Here is an 18423-nt window from a genome sequence, read left to right on the forward strand (position 1 = left end):
CTAGACGGCTCGAAGGCTGCCGATGTGTTCACAGCACAATGAACCTCACCATGTGCCGTACTTTGTGCAGAGGTAGTGTAGGAGCGGCTTTCTATACAGGCGTCTGCGCACACGCCTGCACAATCAACCTCACCTTCAATCGGCGCTTTGCGGATCAAAAACCCGTTTCTGTTGAACAGAACAGGGGTGGGACCGAAACTGCAGCTCTGCACAATCAACCTCACCCTCAGGAACGCTCGCCAAGTTGTTTCCTGGTAACCGTTGGTTTGTTTTTTTAAAGAACAAAACAATCCAACGAACCAACAGAGGCGCGTGACTTTGTTTATTTTCAACGTCTTAACCTTCGAAAGGTGAGGTCCGTTGTGTCAAAGGTGAGGTCAGATGTGTACAAAGGTGAGTTTCGTTGTGTGGGCAAGGTGAGACCGGTTCCACGTGAAGGTGAGGTCCGATGTGCGGGTTTTGCTGGGCCGTACCAAGGTGAGGTTGGCTGTGCAGAGGGGCCTCGAAGCTAGTTCCAACCGCACCAGATAAAGCCCCGACGAGAAAAATGGGTCCATCGAGGTGAGGTTCATTGTGCTGCGGTGAGGTTCATTGTGCATGGCAAACGAGCGGAGGCCGAAGACAGCCAGTGCGACGGGCTGATGGTGAGGTTGTATGTGTTGACAGCTCACCCACGAGTGCTACATTCCCGAAAGCGAAAATGAAGAGCGAGTGAGAATATGGCGGCGGAGGACAATCCGGAAGTAGGTAAGTCGAAAGTGACACCGCGACAAATGGCGCTCGCGCTGTTCGAGGACATGTTCGACTTGGGTTTGCCGATCAGCGAAGCCAGTCGTGAAATCGGATACCAGCGCAACAACTTCTTCACTCAAGTAGTTAACATGGGGCTGCCCGCGCGGCGATTCCTTGACGCCGCGTATTTCATTGTCGCGCAGGAACAGGAATCAAGAGACCAGTACGACGTTGAGCTGAACTACTTCAAGTGGTTGATGCGCTATGACAGCCGCAATCTCAAGCACTTGCGCACTATCGCGGAAGAAGCTCAGGACGCGAAAATCCAGATTACCGATACACCGATCGATCGGGACCCGAACGAAAACGATCTGTGGGTATCAGTCCAGTTGATGGGCATGGTCGGCTTCCACAGGGGGCGCATTCGATTCGACGTGCACCCTCGCCTAGTCCCACAAATCCGTGACCCAAAAAAATCCCACTGGTTGAGCTTGCGTATATCGACGGCTTTCACACGCAGCCTAGCGCGCGCGATCTATGACCAAGTCCTTCCTAGTGTCCCAAATGGCCGAACGGAATGGGTACCGCTGGAAGACATGCGCAACTGGCCCGGCAAAATGGGAGCGAACGCCGCCATCTTCAAATACTTCAAGCGCGACTGGCTAGAACCCGCCGTGCGTGAAATAAATGAGGTGTCGGACATCGAACTGTCCTATGAGACTAGGACCGAGTCCAGCACGTCGAAGAAAATCGACCGCATAAGGTTCCTGCTGAAGCGCAAGGATACCGCCGACGCTGCGCTGGCCAGCTTGGCTGACGCCAGCCACTTGTACAAAATTCTCAAAGAAGAATTCAACCTGTCTACCAATCAGTTCAGCGAGATTTCCGAGAACCGCGAAGTCTGGACCGATGCACACATCCAGCAGGCCGTCGAATACACGCGATTCAAACTCAATCGTGGACAGATAAAAAGAAGTCCCGCCGGCTACCTGATGCGAGCCCTACGCGATAACTGGAAGATGTCTGAAGCCGAGCGGAAGATGGTCGAGGTTCAGGCGAAGCTACTTACCGAAGAAACTGCCGCGGATGTCATAAAAACCGAAATCCAGAGTTCGGTTGCACGCAGCATCGCTTCGCGCGAAGAAGAAGTCCGAGCACGTATGAACGAGGAGTCGCGTAAGGGCCGCGAACACTTCAACGCGGCGGACGCCAAAACCCGCAAGGAACTGGTCCGCGCATGGGTTGCGTCGCGGGAGGGCAAGCTGATGCTGCGTCGTATGAAGCTCGAGGCCGCGACTGTAGCGGAAGAGGATGTCGTCGCGAATACGGAACTGGTTTGGTACTTGGGGCAATTCGTATTCGGGCGCATGAATTCGTCTCGCGCATCGGCGTGAGTCTCAGCATGAGCACCTGCGTGTTTCTAAGCGGTTCACTGTCGCGAGCTTTTTGAATCACCGGCGGCCTTGGGAATGTCCGCGTCGGATGAACTTTGAGCCACCGCGCCTATCGAGCTTTGAGCCGGGGTGGAGACGGCCTAAAGAAGGACCGGTTGTGGATAAGTGTATGGGTTTGCGGAGTGGTTGTCCTCCTTCGTATGAGGTTGTATTGAGGAGTGGAAGCCGCCTCTGGCTACACGAACCTGTCCGCATTTTTGTGTGCGAGGCGGTTAGCGGAGTTACCCGCGTGCGTTGGTAAAACGCTCACCAAACAGAATAGCGAACTGGTTCATGGCGGAGGACCAGTCGAATGCCGCCCGTACAGACTTCGCCAGCACGTTGCGCAATGCCAGCCACAGTAGCTTGATGGCGGCCTCGTCGTTGGGGAAGTGGCCGCGGGTCTTGTCGATTTCATCCGTGGTGTAGACGACACGGCGTATGTCGGGCGGAAACACGAAGAACGGTGTGACGTTCTCCCAGGCCCGTCGCCACGACTGCACGATGGTCGGATACTTCGCGCCCCATGGCCCTTCGGCAAAGGCCTCCAGGGCCTGCTGCGCGGCCTGTTCGTTCGCGGCGGCATAGACGGACGCAGCGCTGCGGCGACGCCTTTGCGGTCCTTGTAGCTGGCGTATTCCAGGCTGTTGCGGATCAGGTGCACGATGCAGGTCTGCACGGCCGTGCGCGGGTACGCCGTGCCGATCGCCGCGGTCAGCCCCTTCAGGCCGTCGACCACCGCGATCAGGATGTCCTGGCAGCCCGGGTCTTCAGTTCATTGAACACCTTCAGCCAGAACTTCGCACCTTCGGTCTGCTCGATCCACAGGCCGGGCACGTCGCGCTGACCGTCGGCCTGAATGCCCAGCGCCAGATACACCGCCTTATTGCTCACCACACCGTCGCCACGGATCTTCACGCGCAGCGCGTCGAAGAACACCACCGGATACATCGGCTCAAGTGGACGGCTTTGCCAGGCAAGCGTTTCGGCCATCACCTCATCGGTGACCGAACTGATGAAGTCGGGCGAGACCTCGGTGCCATAGCTTTCGGCCAGAGAAACGCCTGGATCTCGCGCACGCTCATGCCGCGTGCGTACATGGCAATGATGCGTTCGTCGAAGCCCGTGAAACGGCGCTCGTGCCAGGGAATCAGGATCGGCTCGAAGCTGCCTTCACGGTCGCGCGGCAGATCGACCCGCACCGGGCCACGCTCGGTGATGAGTGTCTTGCCGCTGGCGCCGTTGCGTTCATTGGTCTGCTCAGCAGGCTTGGGCTGGCCGGGCCGGTAGCCCAGATGCATGTTCATTTCGGCGCCCATCGCGCGTTCGATGAGCGCCTTGTTGAACGCCAGCATCAGGTCCTGAACCTCGGCGGGCGTCATCGGACCCTTCACCAGTTCATCCAGCAGCGCTTCAGGCAGTTCAGGCAGCGGCCCGCGGGCCGCTGCCTGAGACGCGACGGTGCGTTTCTTTTTCATCGGCATATCCATGACCTTGCTCCCTCATGATATGCCCCGCCCACGAAATTACGGATAGGTCCTGATCTCGTCGACGAACCGGCTATGAAGATAAGTGCCTTCATGGACCGGCCGACCGCGTGTGCGTCGAGCTTGGGTCGACCGCCACCTTCAATAGAACACACCACGTAAATCGACGTGGCACAAAAGAATGTCGAGTGCGCAGGGAAGTTTTGGTTGTCCGCCGAATTCCTTCGATAGTCGACCCCAACGCAGAAAAGAGCGGGTGTGCCATTCAGCCCACGGCTGATTCACGTGAGCCGAACGCAAGGTCGTCCGGACTTCAGTCATCGTCGATTAACAGATTCCCGGCGGAAAATGCCCTCGTCGAACTGCGAAGCTTTGTTACGTCCGAGCTTTGCAGACCCTTTGCGCGCGTTGCCGCATTCGCAGAGCATCGAGACGTCGCTAGAGTTCCTTTTTGCAATAATTGACAATATCGATGTAAATCGAAAGTTCATGCCGGGGAATATTTACCGTTTGGCAATAAGACCGTGAGCCGGCTCACGGTCCTAGGCGCCAGAGCGGACCTCCTGAACGAAAACCCTTCGACCTGTTGTGGCTCCGTCGCGTCATTGGATGTCGGCGGCCGTCGATTCAAGAGGTGAAAGGCAGGCTTTTTTGTGAAGCTTTCGACATTAAGGCCGTTAGCCGGCTCCCCCCCAAATCGTAGCCAAGTGATACGTCTATAAAGCGCTCGAAATTCGCGTCTCTTTTGCATGATTTCCTTCCTGCCGACGCTGATTCAATTGAGTCGGCACAAATGGATCGACCGTCATGCGTTTATTCCGCAGTAAAAAACAGATAGCGCTCTCGACAGCGCCAGGTGGATATTCCGAAGAGGACCCAGAGGGAATCATCTTCGATATGGGCGCGCGTAGACAGCGTCAAGCAGCGCGGCCGGTCAGCGACAACTATTTTGGCCGGTCAACGGGTGTAGTTGTCGATGGCTAATTCATAGTTGTCGCGCCTCCATCGTAATTGTCGTCGGGTAGTTGTCGCCGGCGCGCGCTCTGTTTGTCGCTGGCCTTTCGACGGCGATAGCTTTCCACATTCAGTTCGAAGATCGTCGAGTGATGCACGAGCCGGTCGATGGCGGCGACCGTCATGCCGGGGTCAGGGAACACGTCATTCCAGCCCGAGAACGGTTGATTGGCCGTTATCAGAAGACTTTTACGCTCGTACCTCTCGGCAATCAGTTCGAACAGCACGCTGGTCTCGGCCTGGTCCTTGCGCGCGTATGACAGGTCATCAAGGACGATGAGATCGAAGCGGTCGAGCTTGGCCAGCGCAGAAGGCAACTGCAGGCTCTGGCGTGCCGCCTGCAGCTTCTGGACGAGTTCGCTGGTGCGCGTGAACAGCACGCGGTATCCGACGTCGATCAGGGCGTGCCCGATGGCCGAACCTAGATGGCTTTTCCCGACCCCAGGCGAACCTGCAACACACTGCCCATCATCATTGCGACGATGTCGTTGTCCGCTATCCGTTTCACCCGCGCTTCGGCGAGCGCGTTAATGTCATTGGAATGAATCGCTATCGAGGCGAGTCGTACCTGATCATCATGCAACCCGATGGCACTCGCGCTCATCTTCCGCCGTGGATGACCGGCGAAGCAGCAACTCGCATGTCTATCGTTGTGCAGCCGGAATTACCGCACGGGGCGTTGATCGAACTTCAACGCCTGGTCAGCGCCGCTTTATCTTCTTCAGTGTTGTCAACGCACAGGGGATACGGTGATGCGCAAACAGGTGATGGTGCAGCACGATCTGTTCGAGGGGAGCAGCGAGGAAGGACCTCTGCCCGCAGAGGTGTTAGCGGACGTAGTGGCGCAGTTGACACTGTTGATGCAGTCGGTGATCGATGCAATCGAGATGGAGGTGCGCGATGAACAAGATCCGCGCTGAGCATCTCTCGCGCCTCGCCTATGTCTACGTTCGTCAGTCGACGCTGGACCAGGTGCAGCATAATCGTGAGAGCCAGTTACGTCAGTATGGACTCGCCGATCGTGCCCGCGTGCTCGGCTGGCCTGAGGTGACGGTCATCGATGACGACCTGGGCCGCTCGGGCTCGGGTATCCATCGGCCCGGCTTCGAGCGCTTGCTGGCCGCCCTTTGTAGCGGCGCGGTGGGCGCAGTATTCTGTATCGAAGCGTCCCGGCTCGCGCGCAACGGGCGTGACTGGCACACGTTGCTCGAATTCTGTCGGCTCGTCGGAACGATCCTGGTGGATGAAGATGGTGTATATGATCCGCGCGAGCCTAACGACCGCCTGCTGCTGGGCATGAAGGGCACGTTATCCGAGATGGAACTCTCGACGTTTCGTCAACGCTCCCAAGCCGCGCTGGATCAGAAGGCCAAGCGCGGGGAGTTGTTCATGACCGCACCGATTGGCTACATGCGTGTTCCGAACAACCGCATCGAGAAGGATCCGGATCTACGTATTCGTGAAGCGCTCGATCTGGTGTTTCGGAAGTTTCGCGAGTTTGGTAGTGTGAGGCAGGTTTTAATCTGGTTTCGACAGGAGCGCATTGAGCTACCGGCGGCAAGCTATGGCCCGGAGGGCCGTTATATTGTCTGGAAACTACCGGTCTATAACACCCTGTGGCATGTCCTGACGAATCCCACCTACGGCGGGGCATACGCATTCGGCAAGACCAAGACGATTGTGCGCATTGAGAGCGGTCGCAAGCGGCTGTACAGCGGCACCCACGTCAATCGCGAAGAATGGCAGGTCTTGATCGTCGAACACCACGCGGGATACATTAGCTGGGACGAGTACGAGAGCAATCGCAAATTGATCACCGACAACGCCAACATGAAGGGCAACATGGTTCGGGGTGCGGTCAAACGCGGCGGTTTGCTGTTGGCCGGTCTCATCCGCTGCGGCCATTGCGGTCGCAAACTGCACGTCGCGTATTCAGGCACCAAGGGCGACATCGGCCGCTATAGCTGTCAGGGCAGCATGATCAATCATGGCGGCCCACGCTGCATCTCGTTCGGTGCGGTGCGCGTAGACCAACGCGTCGCTGAGGAAGTTCTACACCGACTTGAACCATTGGGCATTCGCGCATCGCTGGACGCCATTGAGCGCAAGCGCCTGAGTGAGGATGAGCGAGTCCGGCACAAGGAACTGGCGCTCGAACAGGCACGTTATGAAGCTGCTCGGGCGCGTCGGCAGTACGATGCGATCGATCCCGATAACCGGCTGGTAGCCTCCGAGCTTGAGCGTCGGTGGAACGACGCGTTGGCAACACAAGCGCAGCGGCAGTGCGAACTGGATGCGCTGCGCGAGCAGCCTGCAGACTCACTCAGCGCCACCGCGCGCGACGAGCTCATGAGATTAGGAACTGACCTGCCCAGGTTGTGGAATCACCCTGCCAGTGCCATCGAGATCAAGAAACGTATCTTGCGCACCGTGCTCAAAGAGATTGTCGTCACCAAGCAGGACCACACCATCCGGGCGCTCCTACACTGGCAAGGGGGCGATCACACCGAGCTCGAATTTGAAACGAACCGGACCGGTCAACATCGCTGGGCCACTGACGTCGAAACGATCGACATCGTTCGAGCCTTGGCGAGAACGCTTGCAGACCAAGGCATCGCTGCTGTCGTTAATCGTTTAGGCAAACGCACGGCGAAAGGGCTTTCATGGACAGCGGCGCGAATTTGTATCTTGCGCAAAGACCATGCGATAGCCGCTTATCGCGAGGGAGAGCGGCAAGAGCGCAATGAGCTGAATGTGACGGAAGTCGCGGCGCTATTAGGCATCAGTACACCGACCGTCTTCCGGCTGATCCGCATCAAGCGATTGCCTGCCACGCAGGCGTGTCTTGGCGCACCGTGGATTTTACGGCGCGTCGATGTCGAAACGTTTATCACAGCAAGAAGTGCCATCGAGGGTCCGCAATCAGCTGACCCGAATCAACTATCCATTGATCTTCAATAACATAGGGAGGTGAGCATTATGTCTCGTGTCCGGGTGGCCCGAACAGAAGGACCGTGGCGCCTTTCTCCAGCCATGACTCGCCAGTGGCCAGCGCCGTGACATGGGCCTTCGACACCATTGGCACGGCGCTGAAGTCGAAGGTGGCGAGCGTCTTGGTCGGGTCCATCTGCGACTCGGTGCGGTGCCGCTCGATGCGTCGTTTGGCGCGCTCAGCCAGCTCGTGCTCAAGCAGTGCGCCAAGCAGTCGCGTGGCCTGCCAGCCTTCCTTATCCGAGCGCTCGGCGAACTCGGGCCACAACCTGCCGATCGTTGGCAAGCGCAGCTCGTTGAGCATCAGGGCCAGGCGGCCACCATCATGTGCGGGCGCGTTCATGCTGCCATCTCCTCGAGCAGTTCGTCATAGACGGCAACGGGCGGCATCTGAACCTCCACCTCAGGACACGAGGCCTCACGGGGTGCGTACTGCTCACGCAGCGCCTTGAGATCGGGCAGCTTGCCGGCTTCCAGCAATACGTCAAGCTGTCCGGCCAGTACGGCCTCCACGCCATGCAGGCCGGCGAGTTCAAGCAGGCCAACCATCGTCTTGCATGCTTCGCGTTGCGACAGGCGGGCGTCGAGTTGTTCCCAGGTCCGGCGGTAGGCCTCGCGCGGGAACAGCGCGTCACGAAACGCGAGCCCCTTGAATGCCTGCGGTTTGCGCTTCAGGGAGCCAATGAAGTGGCGGTAATCAAGCGCGTGACGGTTGTCGTGGGCACGGGAGCCCCGTGCGGTGCTGTGCACCAGCACGCCAGACAGGTAGCAGTCGAGCCGGTCGCCGTAGACGCGCACCTTTAGCCGGTGACCAATCAGGCGCGACGGCGCACTGTACAGGATGCCGCGCACCGTGAACGTGCTGCAGCGGGTCACAGGAGCCTCCTCCTCGACGAAGTCGGTGGTACGGTACTCCGGCAGATCCTGAAGCTGCTGGCGCTCGATACGGAACGCGGCCGCGTTGCGCCGGTTTCGACGCATCACCTGCTCGCGGATGAATTCATCGTAGGCGGCACGATCAGCGAAGTCGCGATGGCCACGAAGCATCAAGGCCTGATCGACCGCATCCTTCAGATACCGGTGCGAGGATTCGACACTCCCGTTCTCATGACCCAGACCGCGATTGTTGCGCGTGCCCTGCATGTCGTAGTGATCGAGCAGCGCCTTGTAACGGGTCGTGAAGTCCTCCTTCTCGCTCAGGTTCTTGAAGGCGGCCGACAGGCTGTCCGTGCGATGCTCGCGCGGGCAACCTCCCGCCTGCCACAGGGCGTTCTGCAATCCGGTTGCGAGGGCCTCGAAACTCTCACCGCCCTCGACCACGCAGGCGTACTCCCAGCGTGAGAACGCCAGCACGAAGTGATACAGCCGGTGCTCGAACGGTGCGCCGCCAATCGTCACGCACAGCTTGCTCATATCGGTGAAGTCCGACAGCCCGCGCACGCCGGGCTGATGCTCCTGGGGGAAGAAGATCTCCTGACTGGGGCCTTCAAGTGCCCGCCATTGATGAATGCGCCGCTCCAGCGTGCGGCGCATGCCGTCGGGATAGCGCTCCGGGTGATCCTCCTGCAGCTTGCGCAGGATCGTGATGCCCATCAGATGGGGGGCGTTACGCAGTAGCGGCATGATCTCGCTGTCCCAAACATCGGCGAACGGGTCGGGACGGGTGCGCCAGGACCGCCGCGGCTTCTGGGATGGCAGAGTCGCGTCACGCTCAATGCGGCGTGCGCTACGCACGCTTATTCCAGCCTTGGCGGCCGCGACTTCCTGCGGATGGTGTTTGCGCTTGTTCATGTAAAGGCGAACCTGTTGGTCGGTAATGCGGGTTCCAGACATGAGCTGATCGCTTCTTCTTTAGGAATCGATCAGCCATCCTATTGCCCCGCCGACGCGGCGCCGCCGGTGGTTCGTCGTCTCCGGCGGCTACGCCGCCTGCGACTCCTCACCACCGGCCAAAACAATCGTCAACGACCGGCCACGATAATTGTCGCCGCCCAAACGCGCGACGCACATCATCGCCTGCGCGCGATGTTTGCTGTGCAGCGCGAACGGCCGCTTCCACTGCATGCTCCGAAACCGCTTCGAGAATTGCGGCCGCCACCGCTTTGTCGATACGTATTCCACCGATTCCGATACAGCGAAATGCTCCGACGTGTGCTTCGTCGCCGCGGCAATAATAGCGATGCGCGTGACCGGCTCTCGTGCCGTAGTTGACTCGCATCATTCGACCGCATCGGCCACATCGAGCCAGGCCAGTCAGCAAGGCCCGCCCGCCACGAGCAGATCGGCGGGAGGCTCGCTTCTTCATGTGTGTGTTCTCGGCAATCATCCTTTGATGCTCCTCGAACTGATCCCACGTGATATACCCAGGGTGATGGTCCCGCAGCAGGACGCTCCAGTCTCTCATCGGTTTGGAGTGGCCTTCAGTCTTGCGAGCCCGTCCGTCGATGACAGCAGTGCGGTGGGTCGTCCTTCCAAACACATACGCCCCAGCATAAACCGGATGCTCCAGTATCTGGACAACCGTGTGATATGCAGGCCGGCTCCATTCGATCCGGATGCCGGCGGGGCCGTGCCGCGTTACGGGCAGCTTGACATCCGATTGTATGGCCCATAGCAGCACCTGACGGGCACTGCCGAGTTCGCGAAACTTACGGAATAGCACCCGGATCGCCTCGGCAACCCGCTCGTCCGCATCCATCTCGATCTGTCCAAGCTCGTTCCAGCAGTAGCCGGGAGGTAGCGCGAAGCGCAACTCCCCACGCCGGGCCTTCGAATCACGGGCGGCAATGCCGCGCTGTCGCAGCAGACTGAGTTCGTACTCCGACATCGTTCCTTTGAGTCCAAGCAGGAGTCGATCGTTGACCAGCCTGGGGTCATAAATACCGTCGTGATCAACCACGACCGTGCCGACCAGTGCGCAAAGATCAATGAGATGGTGCCAATCGCGGCCGTTGCGCGCAAGTCGTGAAGCCTCGAGACAGAACACGGCGCCGACGGATCCTGCGCACACTGACGCGACCAGCTTCTGGAATCCAGGCCGCTCGACACTGCCGGACCCCGAACGTCCAAGATCATCGTCGATGGTTGTTACTGAAGCAAAGCCCATGGCTCGCGCAGATTCGGCGAGCGCGTACTGACGATTCTGGCTCTCCGTGTGCTCCACCACCTGGCTCATGGTTGACTGCCGGACATAAACGACTGCACCGCGGCAGAGATGCTCAGCGGAAATCTTCTGGCTCATCACGATCTCCTGGGTCGTTTGTGTTCACCGGTCTGCCCAGCGCTTCCAGCAGAAGTGCTGCGAGCGCTTCGATCACTTCCTCCCGTCGATTCCCCACGATGGCTGCGTTGAAGGTTGGATCTCGATACAGTTCCAGCGGAAGCTGTACGCCGGGTTCTCTTTGCAGTCGTCTCATCGGAATGGCCCTCCGTTGACAGAGGTTTCGATGATCCTCCTTCGACGGAGTGGCGCTTTCGCTCAGACAGGATGCGACACAGGAAGGCCAGCGCTTCGGCGCTCACTCGCGGTTCGCCGAGCGACATTGCCGAGCATATCGACGCATCGAGCATCCAGGCCGGCAACTCGCGGGAGATCTGTTGCGGCACGTCGAGGTGAACCATCTGATTTCCGCGGCGCCCAGTACGACGGACCAGCCTGTATTCCTGGCCGTAGGCGGGATGCCAGCGGTATGCGATCGTAACGATTTGCGATCGGTATGTTGAATGTCGTGCGGCTTGGCGACCTGCTCAAGGTGCTGTGGTGGAGCGGCGATGGCATGTGCCTGCTGATGAAGCGACTCGAGAAGGGTCGCTTCGTATGGCCTCAAGCCGACAGTGGCGTTATTTGCCTGAGCCCGGCACAACTATCGATGCTGCTCGAAGGCATCGACTGGCGGCACCCGACGAGAACAGCACGACCGACCTCGGCGTTGTAAACGTCGTTGCCTGCGCGTAAACTGCGTGCATGACGCGCGCGAACCTACTTCCCGACGATGTCGAAACGCTGAAGGCCATGCTGCTCAGCCAGGAAGCGGCACTGCGCGAGCGCGACGCACAAGTGCTCAAACTGCAAGAAACGGTCGACTCGCAACAAGCCGCGTTGGCTTCGCGCGCAGCGGAAGTCGAACACCTCAAGCTGCTCATTGCCAAGCTGCGCCGTATGCAGTTCGGTCGCAAGTCGGAGAAGCTGGACCGTCAGATCGAGCAACTCGAACTGCGGCTCGAAGAGCTTGAGACCGACGAAGGCACGGCGCCGGTCGAAATCCCGAAGACGCCGCGCACAGCCGTGGAACAGGCCCCGCGCAAGCCACTGCCCGAACATCTGCCGCGTGAGATCCAAACACACTTGCCCGAATCCGCGGGGAAGTGCACGCAGTGTGGTGGCCTGATGAAGTCGCTGGGCGAAGATGTCGCCGAACAACTTGAGTACGTACCGGCAAGCTTCCGGGTCATCCGTCATGTGCGCCCGAAGTTTGCCTGCGTGTGTTGCGACCACATCTGTCAGGCGCCTGCACCGAGCCGCCCCATCGAACGCGGTCTCGCCGGCCCAGGACTGCTGGCACACGTGCTGATCTCGAAATTCGCAGGCCACATACCGCTTTACCGGCAGTCGGTCATGTACGCGCGAGAAGGCGTCGAGCTTGATCGCTCGCTGCTTGCCAAGTGGGTCGGTCATGCGGCGACGCTGCTGCAGCCGCTTGTTGAAACACTGCGTCGCCACGTCATGTCGGCGACGAAACTGCACGCCGACGACACGCCGGTTCCAGTGCTTGCACCGGGCAACGGCAAGACGAAGACAGGTCGCTTGTGGGTGTACTTGCGCGATGATCGTGCATCGGCTGACATGACGCCGCCGGTGGTGTGGTTCGCCTATACGCCGGATCGCAAGGGCATCCATCCACAGCAGCACCTCGAGTCGTTCAACGGTACGCTGCAAGCCGACGCGTACGGCGGCTATCGGGCCATTTACGAAACCGGGCGCGTCACGGAAGCGGCTTGCTGGGCGCACGCTCGACGACAGTTCTATGAATTACACGCAGCGCGCCCCAATGCGTTGAACACCGAAGCGCTCGAGCGTATCGGCGCGCTCTACAGGATTGAGGAAACAATCAGGGGCAAGCCGCCCGACCAGCGCCGTGCGCATCGCCAGGCACATGCGCGGCCACTACTCGATCAATTCCGCGCGCGGCTCACCACTACACTCGAAACGCTCTCGCGCAAATCGGACACGAGTCGGGCGATCCTCTATGCGCTGAACCGGTGGGAGGCGCTCACACGCTATTGCGATGACGGGCAACTGGAGATCGACAACCTGCCAGTCGAGCGTGCGCTACGCGGAGTGGCCATCGGACGCCGGAATTACCTGTTCGCAGGTGCGGACTCGGGTGGTGAGCGCGCTGCTGCAATTTACGGCCTGATAGGAACGGCCAAACTCAATGGCGTCGATCCTGAAGCATATCTGCGCCACGTGCTCGGGTGCATCGCGGATCACCCGATCAACCAGATCGACGCGCTTCTGCCGTGGAATCTGGATCAGTCCTCGTACTCAATCCCGGACGGTCAGTTGAAACTCCCCCACTTATGGTCGCGCAAATTCCCCCACCCTGTGAAGCAGGACTAAGGGTTATTTAGCTGGTTTTCGATTTCCGTGCAAGCGTTTCAGCGGCTTCCTTGAGGCGGTAGCTGCGGCCATCGAATTCAAGCAGGTGGCAGTGATGCATGAGCCGGTCGAGGATCGTGGTGCTCATCGTGTTGTCGCCCAGGTATGCGCCCCAATCCTGCACAACGCGGTTGGACGTGACGACAACGCTTCGATGCAGTTTGTAGCGTTGATGGATCAGCGTTTGCAGCAGTGCGCCAGCGGCGTCGGGGATCGTACGCGACAGGAACAGGTCATCCAGCACGAGCAGATCGCTCTCGAGGATGGCTCGCAGCCGGGCTTCGCGCTGGGCAGTCGGGCTCAGCGCGTAACGGTTAAAGAAGTCGTCGGTCTCAAGATACTGCACCTTGTGGCCTTGCAGGACGGCCTGGTAGGCGACGGCCTTCGCAACATGCGATTTGCCGGTGCCTGGTTTACCGATGATCAGCGCGTTGTCGCCGGCGGCGATGAACTTCAGCGTGTGCAGCTGGAAGCAGGCCTGGCGAGGCACTTTGGGATTGAAGGCCCAGTCGAATTCGGCGAGCGTGAGTTTCTCTTCGAGGCCGGAGAGCTTGTAGCGGCGTTCGATGAGCCGGGACTGGCGGCGATCCAGTTCGTCCTGCAGGATCAGTGCGAAGGTTTCAAGGAACGGCTGCTGGGAGCCCTGGGCCTGCAACACGCGCGTTTCGAGTGTGTCGCGCACGCCAGACAGGCGGAGCTGTCCGAGAGCCCGTTCGATTTCCGGTAACGTCATGGTCATGCCTGTGTTTCTCCAGTTGGAGGTTGAGGTTCGGCGCCGTGCTGCGCACCGAGGGTAAAGAGTTCGCCGTACTCGGCGGCAGGACGGATCAGCGGGTGATCCTGCGTAAGAGGTAGCTCTAGCTGCGGTGCCTGATCGAGACGCTCGAGTGCCTGTTCGAACAGCCGTTCGACGATCGCGCGCACCTGTTTGTAGCGGTAGACGTGATGACGCAACGCGTGATCGCAGGCCTGCTCGACGAGCCGGGCGGGATACTTCTTCGCCAGACCCACGATGCCCCACATGGCGCGATGGCCGACGCGACCTTCGCTATCGAACATGTGCTGGCACAGCGCCTTTGTTTGTGGCCCGATGTCGCCGGCGCTCGCGAGCAGGAAGGCGCTCTGGCGGGACGGATTGAACGGGCGTTCGTCTTCGGGCAATTCAAGCGAACCGGCCTGCAGGGCGCGAGGATGGGTGCGCAACAACGCCTGCGTACGGCGATCGCGAATCTCGATGGTGGAATCGTATATGCGCACTGAAACGAGACTGCCGATCGGTGCAGGTCGTGCCGCATAGTTGCTGCGATCGATGTTGACAGTGGTGTCGTCCCAGACGGTACGCACGACCTCCGTGAAGTAGCGAAAGCCGGTGGTCGGCAACGGCCGCAGATGCGGCCTCTCCTCCTGGAACATGGCCTCGACCTGTCGCCGGGTGCTGCCATGGATGCGTTTGGCCGCCCAGTTTGCCTCCCAGTGCATCAGGAATTCGTTCTGGGCTTCGAGCGACTCGAAACGGCGGCCGGCAAGCGCGGTGCCCTGCGTATGTTGAATCGCGTTCTCGACGGTCCCCTTCCCATAGACCGTCAACTGCACGCGATCCGATCAACGACACACAGATTGTCCGCGTCACCCACCCTTTCCATCCCCTGCACGGACAGAAGTTCGTGCTGCTGGAGCGTCGCAGCACCTGGGGTGAAGAGCGCGTGTACTTCCACGATGAAACAGGCAGGCTGAGACGCCTCCCGGCTTCGTGGACGAGCGCCGCGGCGCCCAATGCATTCGAAGTCCTCTCCGCGGGACGATCCGCATTCCGGGTTGAAGACCTACTGCATCTGGTTGGGCTCATCGGTCGACATTGGGAAGCCAATGAGACTACCGGCAGCAAATCTGGCAAACCCAAGGCGTCAAGAAAATAACGCCGTACGTGTAAACTTAAATAAGCCCATATCGTTCGGGGAAAGACAAAGATTGACGCCCGCATTGATACTTTGCAACTTGCAGAAGGCCGCAGGTAAGACGCTATTACGGTTGAATGTCCAACAGTAAGAGATCAAATAAAAACTTGACATCTCTATGTGTGGGGCATAATTTAAATTACATGAAGCGAGCTAAAAAACCCGACGTGAAACTGGCTGCTCTCCTGGAGAGCGGCACTCTGAACCCGCATGCGCAGGATGTCCGCGATCCGGCGTTCATTGCCAGCGACTTCTTCGATTCCCGGGATCTGGTGCAGGTACGTTATGAGATGCTTCGCCGCGTACGTACGGAAGGTCAAACCATAGCCGAGGTAGCAGCACGATTTGGCGTATCGCGCCCGACTTTCTACAAGGCGCAGGCCGACTTTGATCGTGAGGGGTTGGCGGGGCTTCTGCCGGACAAGCGTGGGCCTCGCGGTGCCCATAAGCTCACTGCGGAGGTGCTGCACTTTGTCGAAGAGGCGCGCGCCGCAGAGGGCAGCCTGAGCACGAAGGAGTTGCTCCAACGCATAGCAGCGAAGTTCGGTTTGAATGTGCACCGGCGCACCGTGGAGCGCGCGCTGCGCCGAGAGCCGAAAAAAAAACACCAGTGATTTGCCTGCACTCGTAACGTCAGACCCGGATGCACTGGTCGAGGGCTACGAAGCCTTGCGCATGGATATGGTCGAGAGACGGGGGTGCTGCCTGTCGGGGCGTGGGCGCGCGCTCCTGATGCTGAAGGGCATGGCGGCCTGGATGTCCGGCATGCGTGAGATCGCCTTGTGCATACCGGCTGCGCGCACCACTGCTCACGATACAGGCCCGAGCGCGGGCATCCCGCAGGACCTGATCGACATCCTGACATCGATGGTGCTCGCAAATGCACTGGAGGAGACGGCATGACTGCCAATACACCCGACAAGATACAAGCCAGGCATCTCTCGAGAAACGCCTACCTGTATGTCCGCCAGTCGACCTTGCGGCAGGTGTTCGAAAACACGGAGAGTACCAAGCAGCAGTATGCGCTGCGCGAGCGTGCTGTCTCCCTCGGGTGGAGAATTGACCAGGTATTCGTGATCGACTCCGATCTCGGACAATCCGGCGCGTGCGCAGTCGATCGCGAGGGCTTCCAGCGGCTGGTCACCGAGGTAAGCCTGGGCAAGGCTGGAATCGTGATGGGCCTGGAGGTTTCTCGCCTAGCACGCAACTCGTCGGACTGGCATCGGCTGCTGGAAATCTGTGCGTTGACCGATACCCTCCTGCTCGACGGAGATGGCGTTTATGACCCGGCCCACTTTAACGACCGGCTCGTTCTGGGATTGAAAGGAACGATGAGCGAAGCGGAGTTACATGTTCTGCGGGCAAGGTTACGTGGAGGAATCCTTAACAAGGCTCGACGTGGTGAGCTTGAAATACGTTTGCCCATCGGCTTTGTCTACGATGGCGAAGGACGAGTAATTCTGGATCCCGATCAGCGCATTCAGGAAAGCATCCGCGAGTTCTTTCTCACGTTTCGTCGCACCGCTTCGGCCACGGCTACCGTCAAGGCCTTTCGTGGAGCGGGGCTGAAGTTTCCGAGGCGGATCTATCGGGGTCCACACAAGGGCGACGTCCAGTGGGACGAGCTCGATCACTCGCGTGCGCTGTGGGTCCTTCACCATCCCCGCTACACGGGAGCGTTCTGCTTTGGACGCACACGGACGCGCAAGCTTCCCGACGGCCATCAGATATCGCAGACATTACCCCTGGACGAATGGACCGCCCTCATTCGTGACGCGCACCAAGGTTACATTACGTGGGAACAGTTCGAGCAGCATGTTCAGATCCTGCGCCACAATGCCCAAGCCCATGGCTGTGAGCGGGACCTCGGCGCCCCTCGCGAAGGGCCGGCGCTGCTGCAGGGACTGGCGATATGCGGGCGTTGTGGTGACCGGATGACGATCCGTTACCATATCCACGACACGCAGCGCGTGCCTGACTACATGTGCCAAAGGCGCAGCATCAACGAAGCAGCAGGACGGCCATGCCAGCAAATCAACGGTGGTGAACTTGATCAGATAATCGGCAGGCTTCTGGTGGAAACCGTTACACCCGTGACGCTTCAAGTCGCGCTCGCGGTGCAGAAGGAACTCGAGGATCGATCAGGAGAGTTCGACCGGTTGCGACGGCAGGAGATCGAACGGGCAGGTTATGAAGTCGAGCTGGCCCGTCGTCGTTACATGCGTGTCGACCCCGACAACCGTCTCGTAGCCGATTCGCTGGAAGCCGAGTGGAACCAAGCACTACGAGCGCTTGCTGCTGCCCAGGAACGCTATGAGAAGCAACTCGAGAGCGGAACCGTACAGCTCGATAAAAAGCAGCGCGAGAGCATCATGGCGCTCGCACAGGACTTCCCGCGCCTGTGGAACGATCCCCACACACCCGCGCGTGAGAAAAAACGTATGGCCCGTCTGCTGATCGCCGACGTGACGCTGCTTAAGGACACCGAGATCATCGTACACGTGCGTTTCAAGGGTGGCGCAACCCGTGAACTGCGTCTGCCTTTGCCCAAACCGTCATGGCAGTTGAGACAGACTCCGGCAGCGGTCGTTGCCGAAATCGATCGTTTGCTGGAAGGACACACAGACCGCGAAACAGCAGAACTGCTCAATGCGAGTGGTATGTGCTCCGGCGAAGGCTTGTCGTTCAGCAGGCTGATGGTACGGCGCATCCGGATCGATTACGGGTTGAAGACGCAATATGAGCGCCTGCGGGCGCGCGGACTGTTGAGCACCACGGAGATAGCGAAGTATCTCAAGGTATGCACGGCCACCATTGCCGACTGGCGACGGGCGGGGCTGCTCAAGGCGTACCAATATAACGATAACGGCCAGTACCTCTACGAGCGACCTGGCGTCGACGTTCCCAAGAAGTTTGCGCACAAGACCAAAGCTCGCTGCAAGCCGGCTGCAGACGTAACTTCTCCCTGAAATGACATATGAGGTGCATTATGCCGAGAACTCCTTTCGATTCGGGTCCCGCACACGTGCCGGATCGGCGACGACACCGTAGTGCTCAAGCATCGCCTCGTAGAGCCGGTTGATCCCGGGTTCGTACAGGTCGGGCGTGATGACGCCCTCCCGGAGGTTGTCGAGCTTCTGTGCCCGTGGCCG

15 protein-coding genes and 3 pseudogenes are annotated in these 18423 nt (G+C 59.5%); 9 read left to right on the forward strand and 9 right to left on the reverse strand.

What is annotated here, in order from left to right; all coding sequences use genetic code 11:
• Positions 1–719 precede the first annotated feature (719 nt).
• Positions 720–2126, forward strand: a complete 1407-nt coding sequence (locus tag B0G80_RS24040) for a replication initiation protein (RefSeq protein WP_116120253.1) — start codon at positions 720–722, stop codon at positions 2124–2126.
• 281 nt (positions 2127–2407) lie between these two features.
• Here the strand turns inward: B0G80_RS24040 and B0G80_RS24045 are convergent.
• The 3 genes and pseudogenes from B0G80_RS24045 to B0G80_RS47845 form a co-directional block, all read right to left on the reverse strand.
• Positions 2408–3649 (reverse strand): annotated as a pseudogene (locus B0G80_RS24045) (IS256 family transposase).
• A 983-nt stretch (positions 3650–4632) separates the two neighbouring features.
• Positions 4633–5118 (reverse strand): annotated as a pseudogene (locus tag B0G80_RS24055) (ATP-binding protein); the annotation flags it as partial.
• On the reverse strand, positions 5088–5270 hold the full coding sequence (locus B0G80_RS47845) for a hypothetical protein (protein WP_309568776.1): 183 nt from the start codon (positions 5268–5270) through the stop codon (positions 5088–5090). The pseudogene B0G80_RS24055 and the gene B0G80_RS47845, both read right to left, overlap by 31 nt.
• A gap of 148 nt (positions 5271–5418) precedes the next feature.
• On the opposite strand from B0G80_RS47845, the gene B0G80_RS46025 reads away from it, so the two are divergent.
• Together B0G80_RS46025 and B0G80_RS24060 are read left to right on the forward strand one after the other, a co-directional pair.
• Positions 5419–5586, forward strand: coding sequence for a hypothetical protein (locus B0G80_RS46025; protein WP_181919892.1), 168 nt, complete (start codon positions 5419–5421; stop codon positions 5584–5586).
• Positions 5567–7627 (forward strand): recombinase family protein, encoded by a 2061-nt coding sequence (locus B0G80_RS24060; protein WP_116116778.1) that lies wholly within the window; start codon positions 5567–5569, stop codon positions 7625–7627. The genes B0G80_RS46025 and B0G80_RS24060 overlap by 20 nt, the downstream gene beginning before the upstream one ends.
• A 16-nt stretch (positions 7628–7643) precedes the next feature.
• Here the strand turns inward: B0G80_RS24060 and B0G80_RS24065 are convergent, their stop codons facing one another.
• The 4 genes from B0G80_RS24065 to B0G80_RS45365 all read right to left on the reverse strand — a co-directional run bounded on the left by B0G80_RS24065 (position 7644) and on the right by B0G80_RS45365 (position 11073).
• The gene (locus B0G80_RS24065; protein WP_309568775.1) at positions 7644–8000 is read right to left on the reverse strand and encodes an ATP-binding protein; all 357 of its coding nucleotides are present in this window, start codon (positions 7998–8000) and stop codon (positions 7644–7646) included.
• Positions 7997–9490, reverse strand: a complete 1494-nt coding sequence (gene istA / locus B0G80_RS24070; protein ID WP_116120046.1) for an IS21 family transposase — start codon at positions 9488–9490, stop codon at positions 7997–7999. The genes B0G80_RS24065 and istA overlap by 4 nt, the downstream gene beginning before the upstream one ends.
• A 106-nt stretch (positions 9491–9596) precedes the next feature.
• Positions 9597–10898, reverse strand: a complete 1302-nt coding sequence (locus B0G80_RS24075; RefSeq protein WP_116120255.1) for a recombinase family protein — start codon at positions 10896–10898, stop codon at positions 9597–9599.
• Positions 10876–11073, reverse strand: coding sequence for a hypothetical protein (locus tag B0G80_RS45365; RefSeq protein WP_147309901.1), 198 nt, complete (start codon positions 11071–11073; stop codon positions 10876–10878). The genes B0G80_RS24075 and B0G80_RS45365 overlap by 23 nt, the downstream gene beginning before the upstream one ends.
• Before the next feature lie 300 nt (positions 11074–11373).
• Between B0G80_RS45365 and tnpB the strand changes: the two genes are divergently transcribed.
• Both tnpB and tnpC read left to right on the forward strand, forming a co-directional pair.
• Positions 11374–11592: an IS66 family insertion sequence element accessory protein TnpB gene (gene tnpB, locus B0G80_RS24080; protein ID WP_116120257.1), complete on the forward strand. Its 219-nt coding sequence runs from the start codon at positions 11374–11376 to the stop codon at positions 11590–11592.
• A gap of 77 nt (positions 11593–11669) precedes the next feature.
• Entirely contained in the window at positions 11670–13277 is a 1608-nt protein-coding gene (gene tnpC / locus B0G80_RS24085; protein ID WP_408969411.1) for an IS66 family transposase, read from the forward strand.
• A gap of 7 nt (positions 13278–13284) precedes the next feature.
• Here tnpC and istB read toward each other — a convergent pair whose 3' ends face one another.
• Positions 13285–14055 (reverse strand): IS21-like element helper ATPase IstB, encoded by a 771-nt coding sequence (istB, locus tag B0G80_RS24090; RefSeq protein ID WP_006397378.1) that lies wholly within the window; start codon positions 14053–14055, stop codon positions 13285–13287.
• A pseudogene (locus B0G80_RS24095) lies at positions 14052–14888 on the reverse strand (Mu transposase domain-containing protein); the annotation flags it as partial. The gene istB and the pseudogene B0G80_RS24095, both read right to left, overlap by 4 nt.
• Here B0G80_RS24095 and B0G80_RS48175 point away from each other — a divergent pair.
• From B0G80_RS48175 to B0G80_RS24115, 4 genes are all read left to right on the forward strand, one after another.
• A complete protein-coding gene (locus tag B0G80_RS48175) occupies positions 14780–15232 on the forward strand; it encodes a DUF5372 family protein (RefSeq protein WP_408968159.1) in 453 nt (150 codons plus the stop codon). The pseudogene B0G80_RS24095 and the gene B0G80_RS48175 sit on opposite strands and share 109 nt — an antisense overlap.
• A gap of 116 nt (positions 15233–15348) precedes the next feature.
• On the forward strand, positions 15349–15885 hold the full coding sequence (locus B0G80_RS24105) for a helix-turn-helix domain-containing protein (RefSeq protein WP_258879003.1): 537 nt from the start codon (positions 15349–15351) through the stop codon (positions 15883–15885).
• A gap of 1 nt (position 15886) precedes the next feature.
• Complete coding sequence (locus B0G80_RS24110; protein WP_147309898.1) at positions 15887–16174, forward strand: hypothetical protein; 288 nt, start codon at positions 15887–15889, stop codon at positions 16172–16174.
• Positions 16171–18240, forward strand: a complete 2070-nt coding sequence (locus tag B0G80_RS24115) for a recombinase family protein (protein WP_116120207.1) — start codon at positions 16171–16173, stop codon at positions 18238–18240. The genes B0G80_RS24110 and B0G80_RS24115 overlap by 4 nt, the downstream gene beginning before the upstream one ends.
• Positions 18241–18423 lie beyond the last annotated feature (183 nt).

This window comes from Paraburkholderia sp. BL6669N2 (assembly GCF_003387275.1).
Classification (GTDB): domain Bacteria; phylum Pseudomonadota; class Gammaproteobacteria; order Burkholderiales; family Burkholderiaceae; genus Paraburkholderia.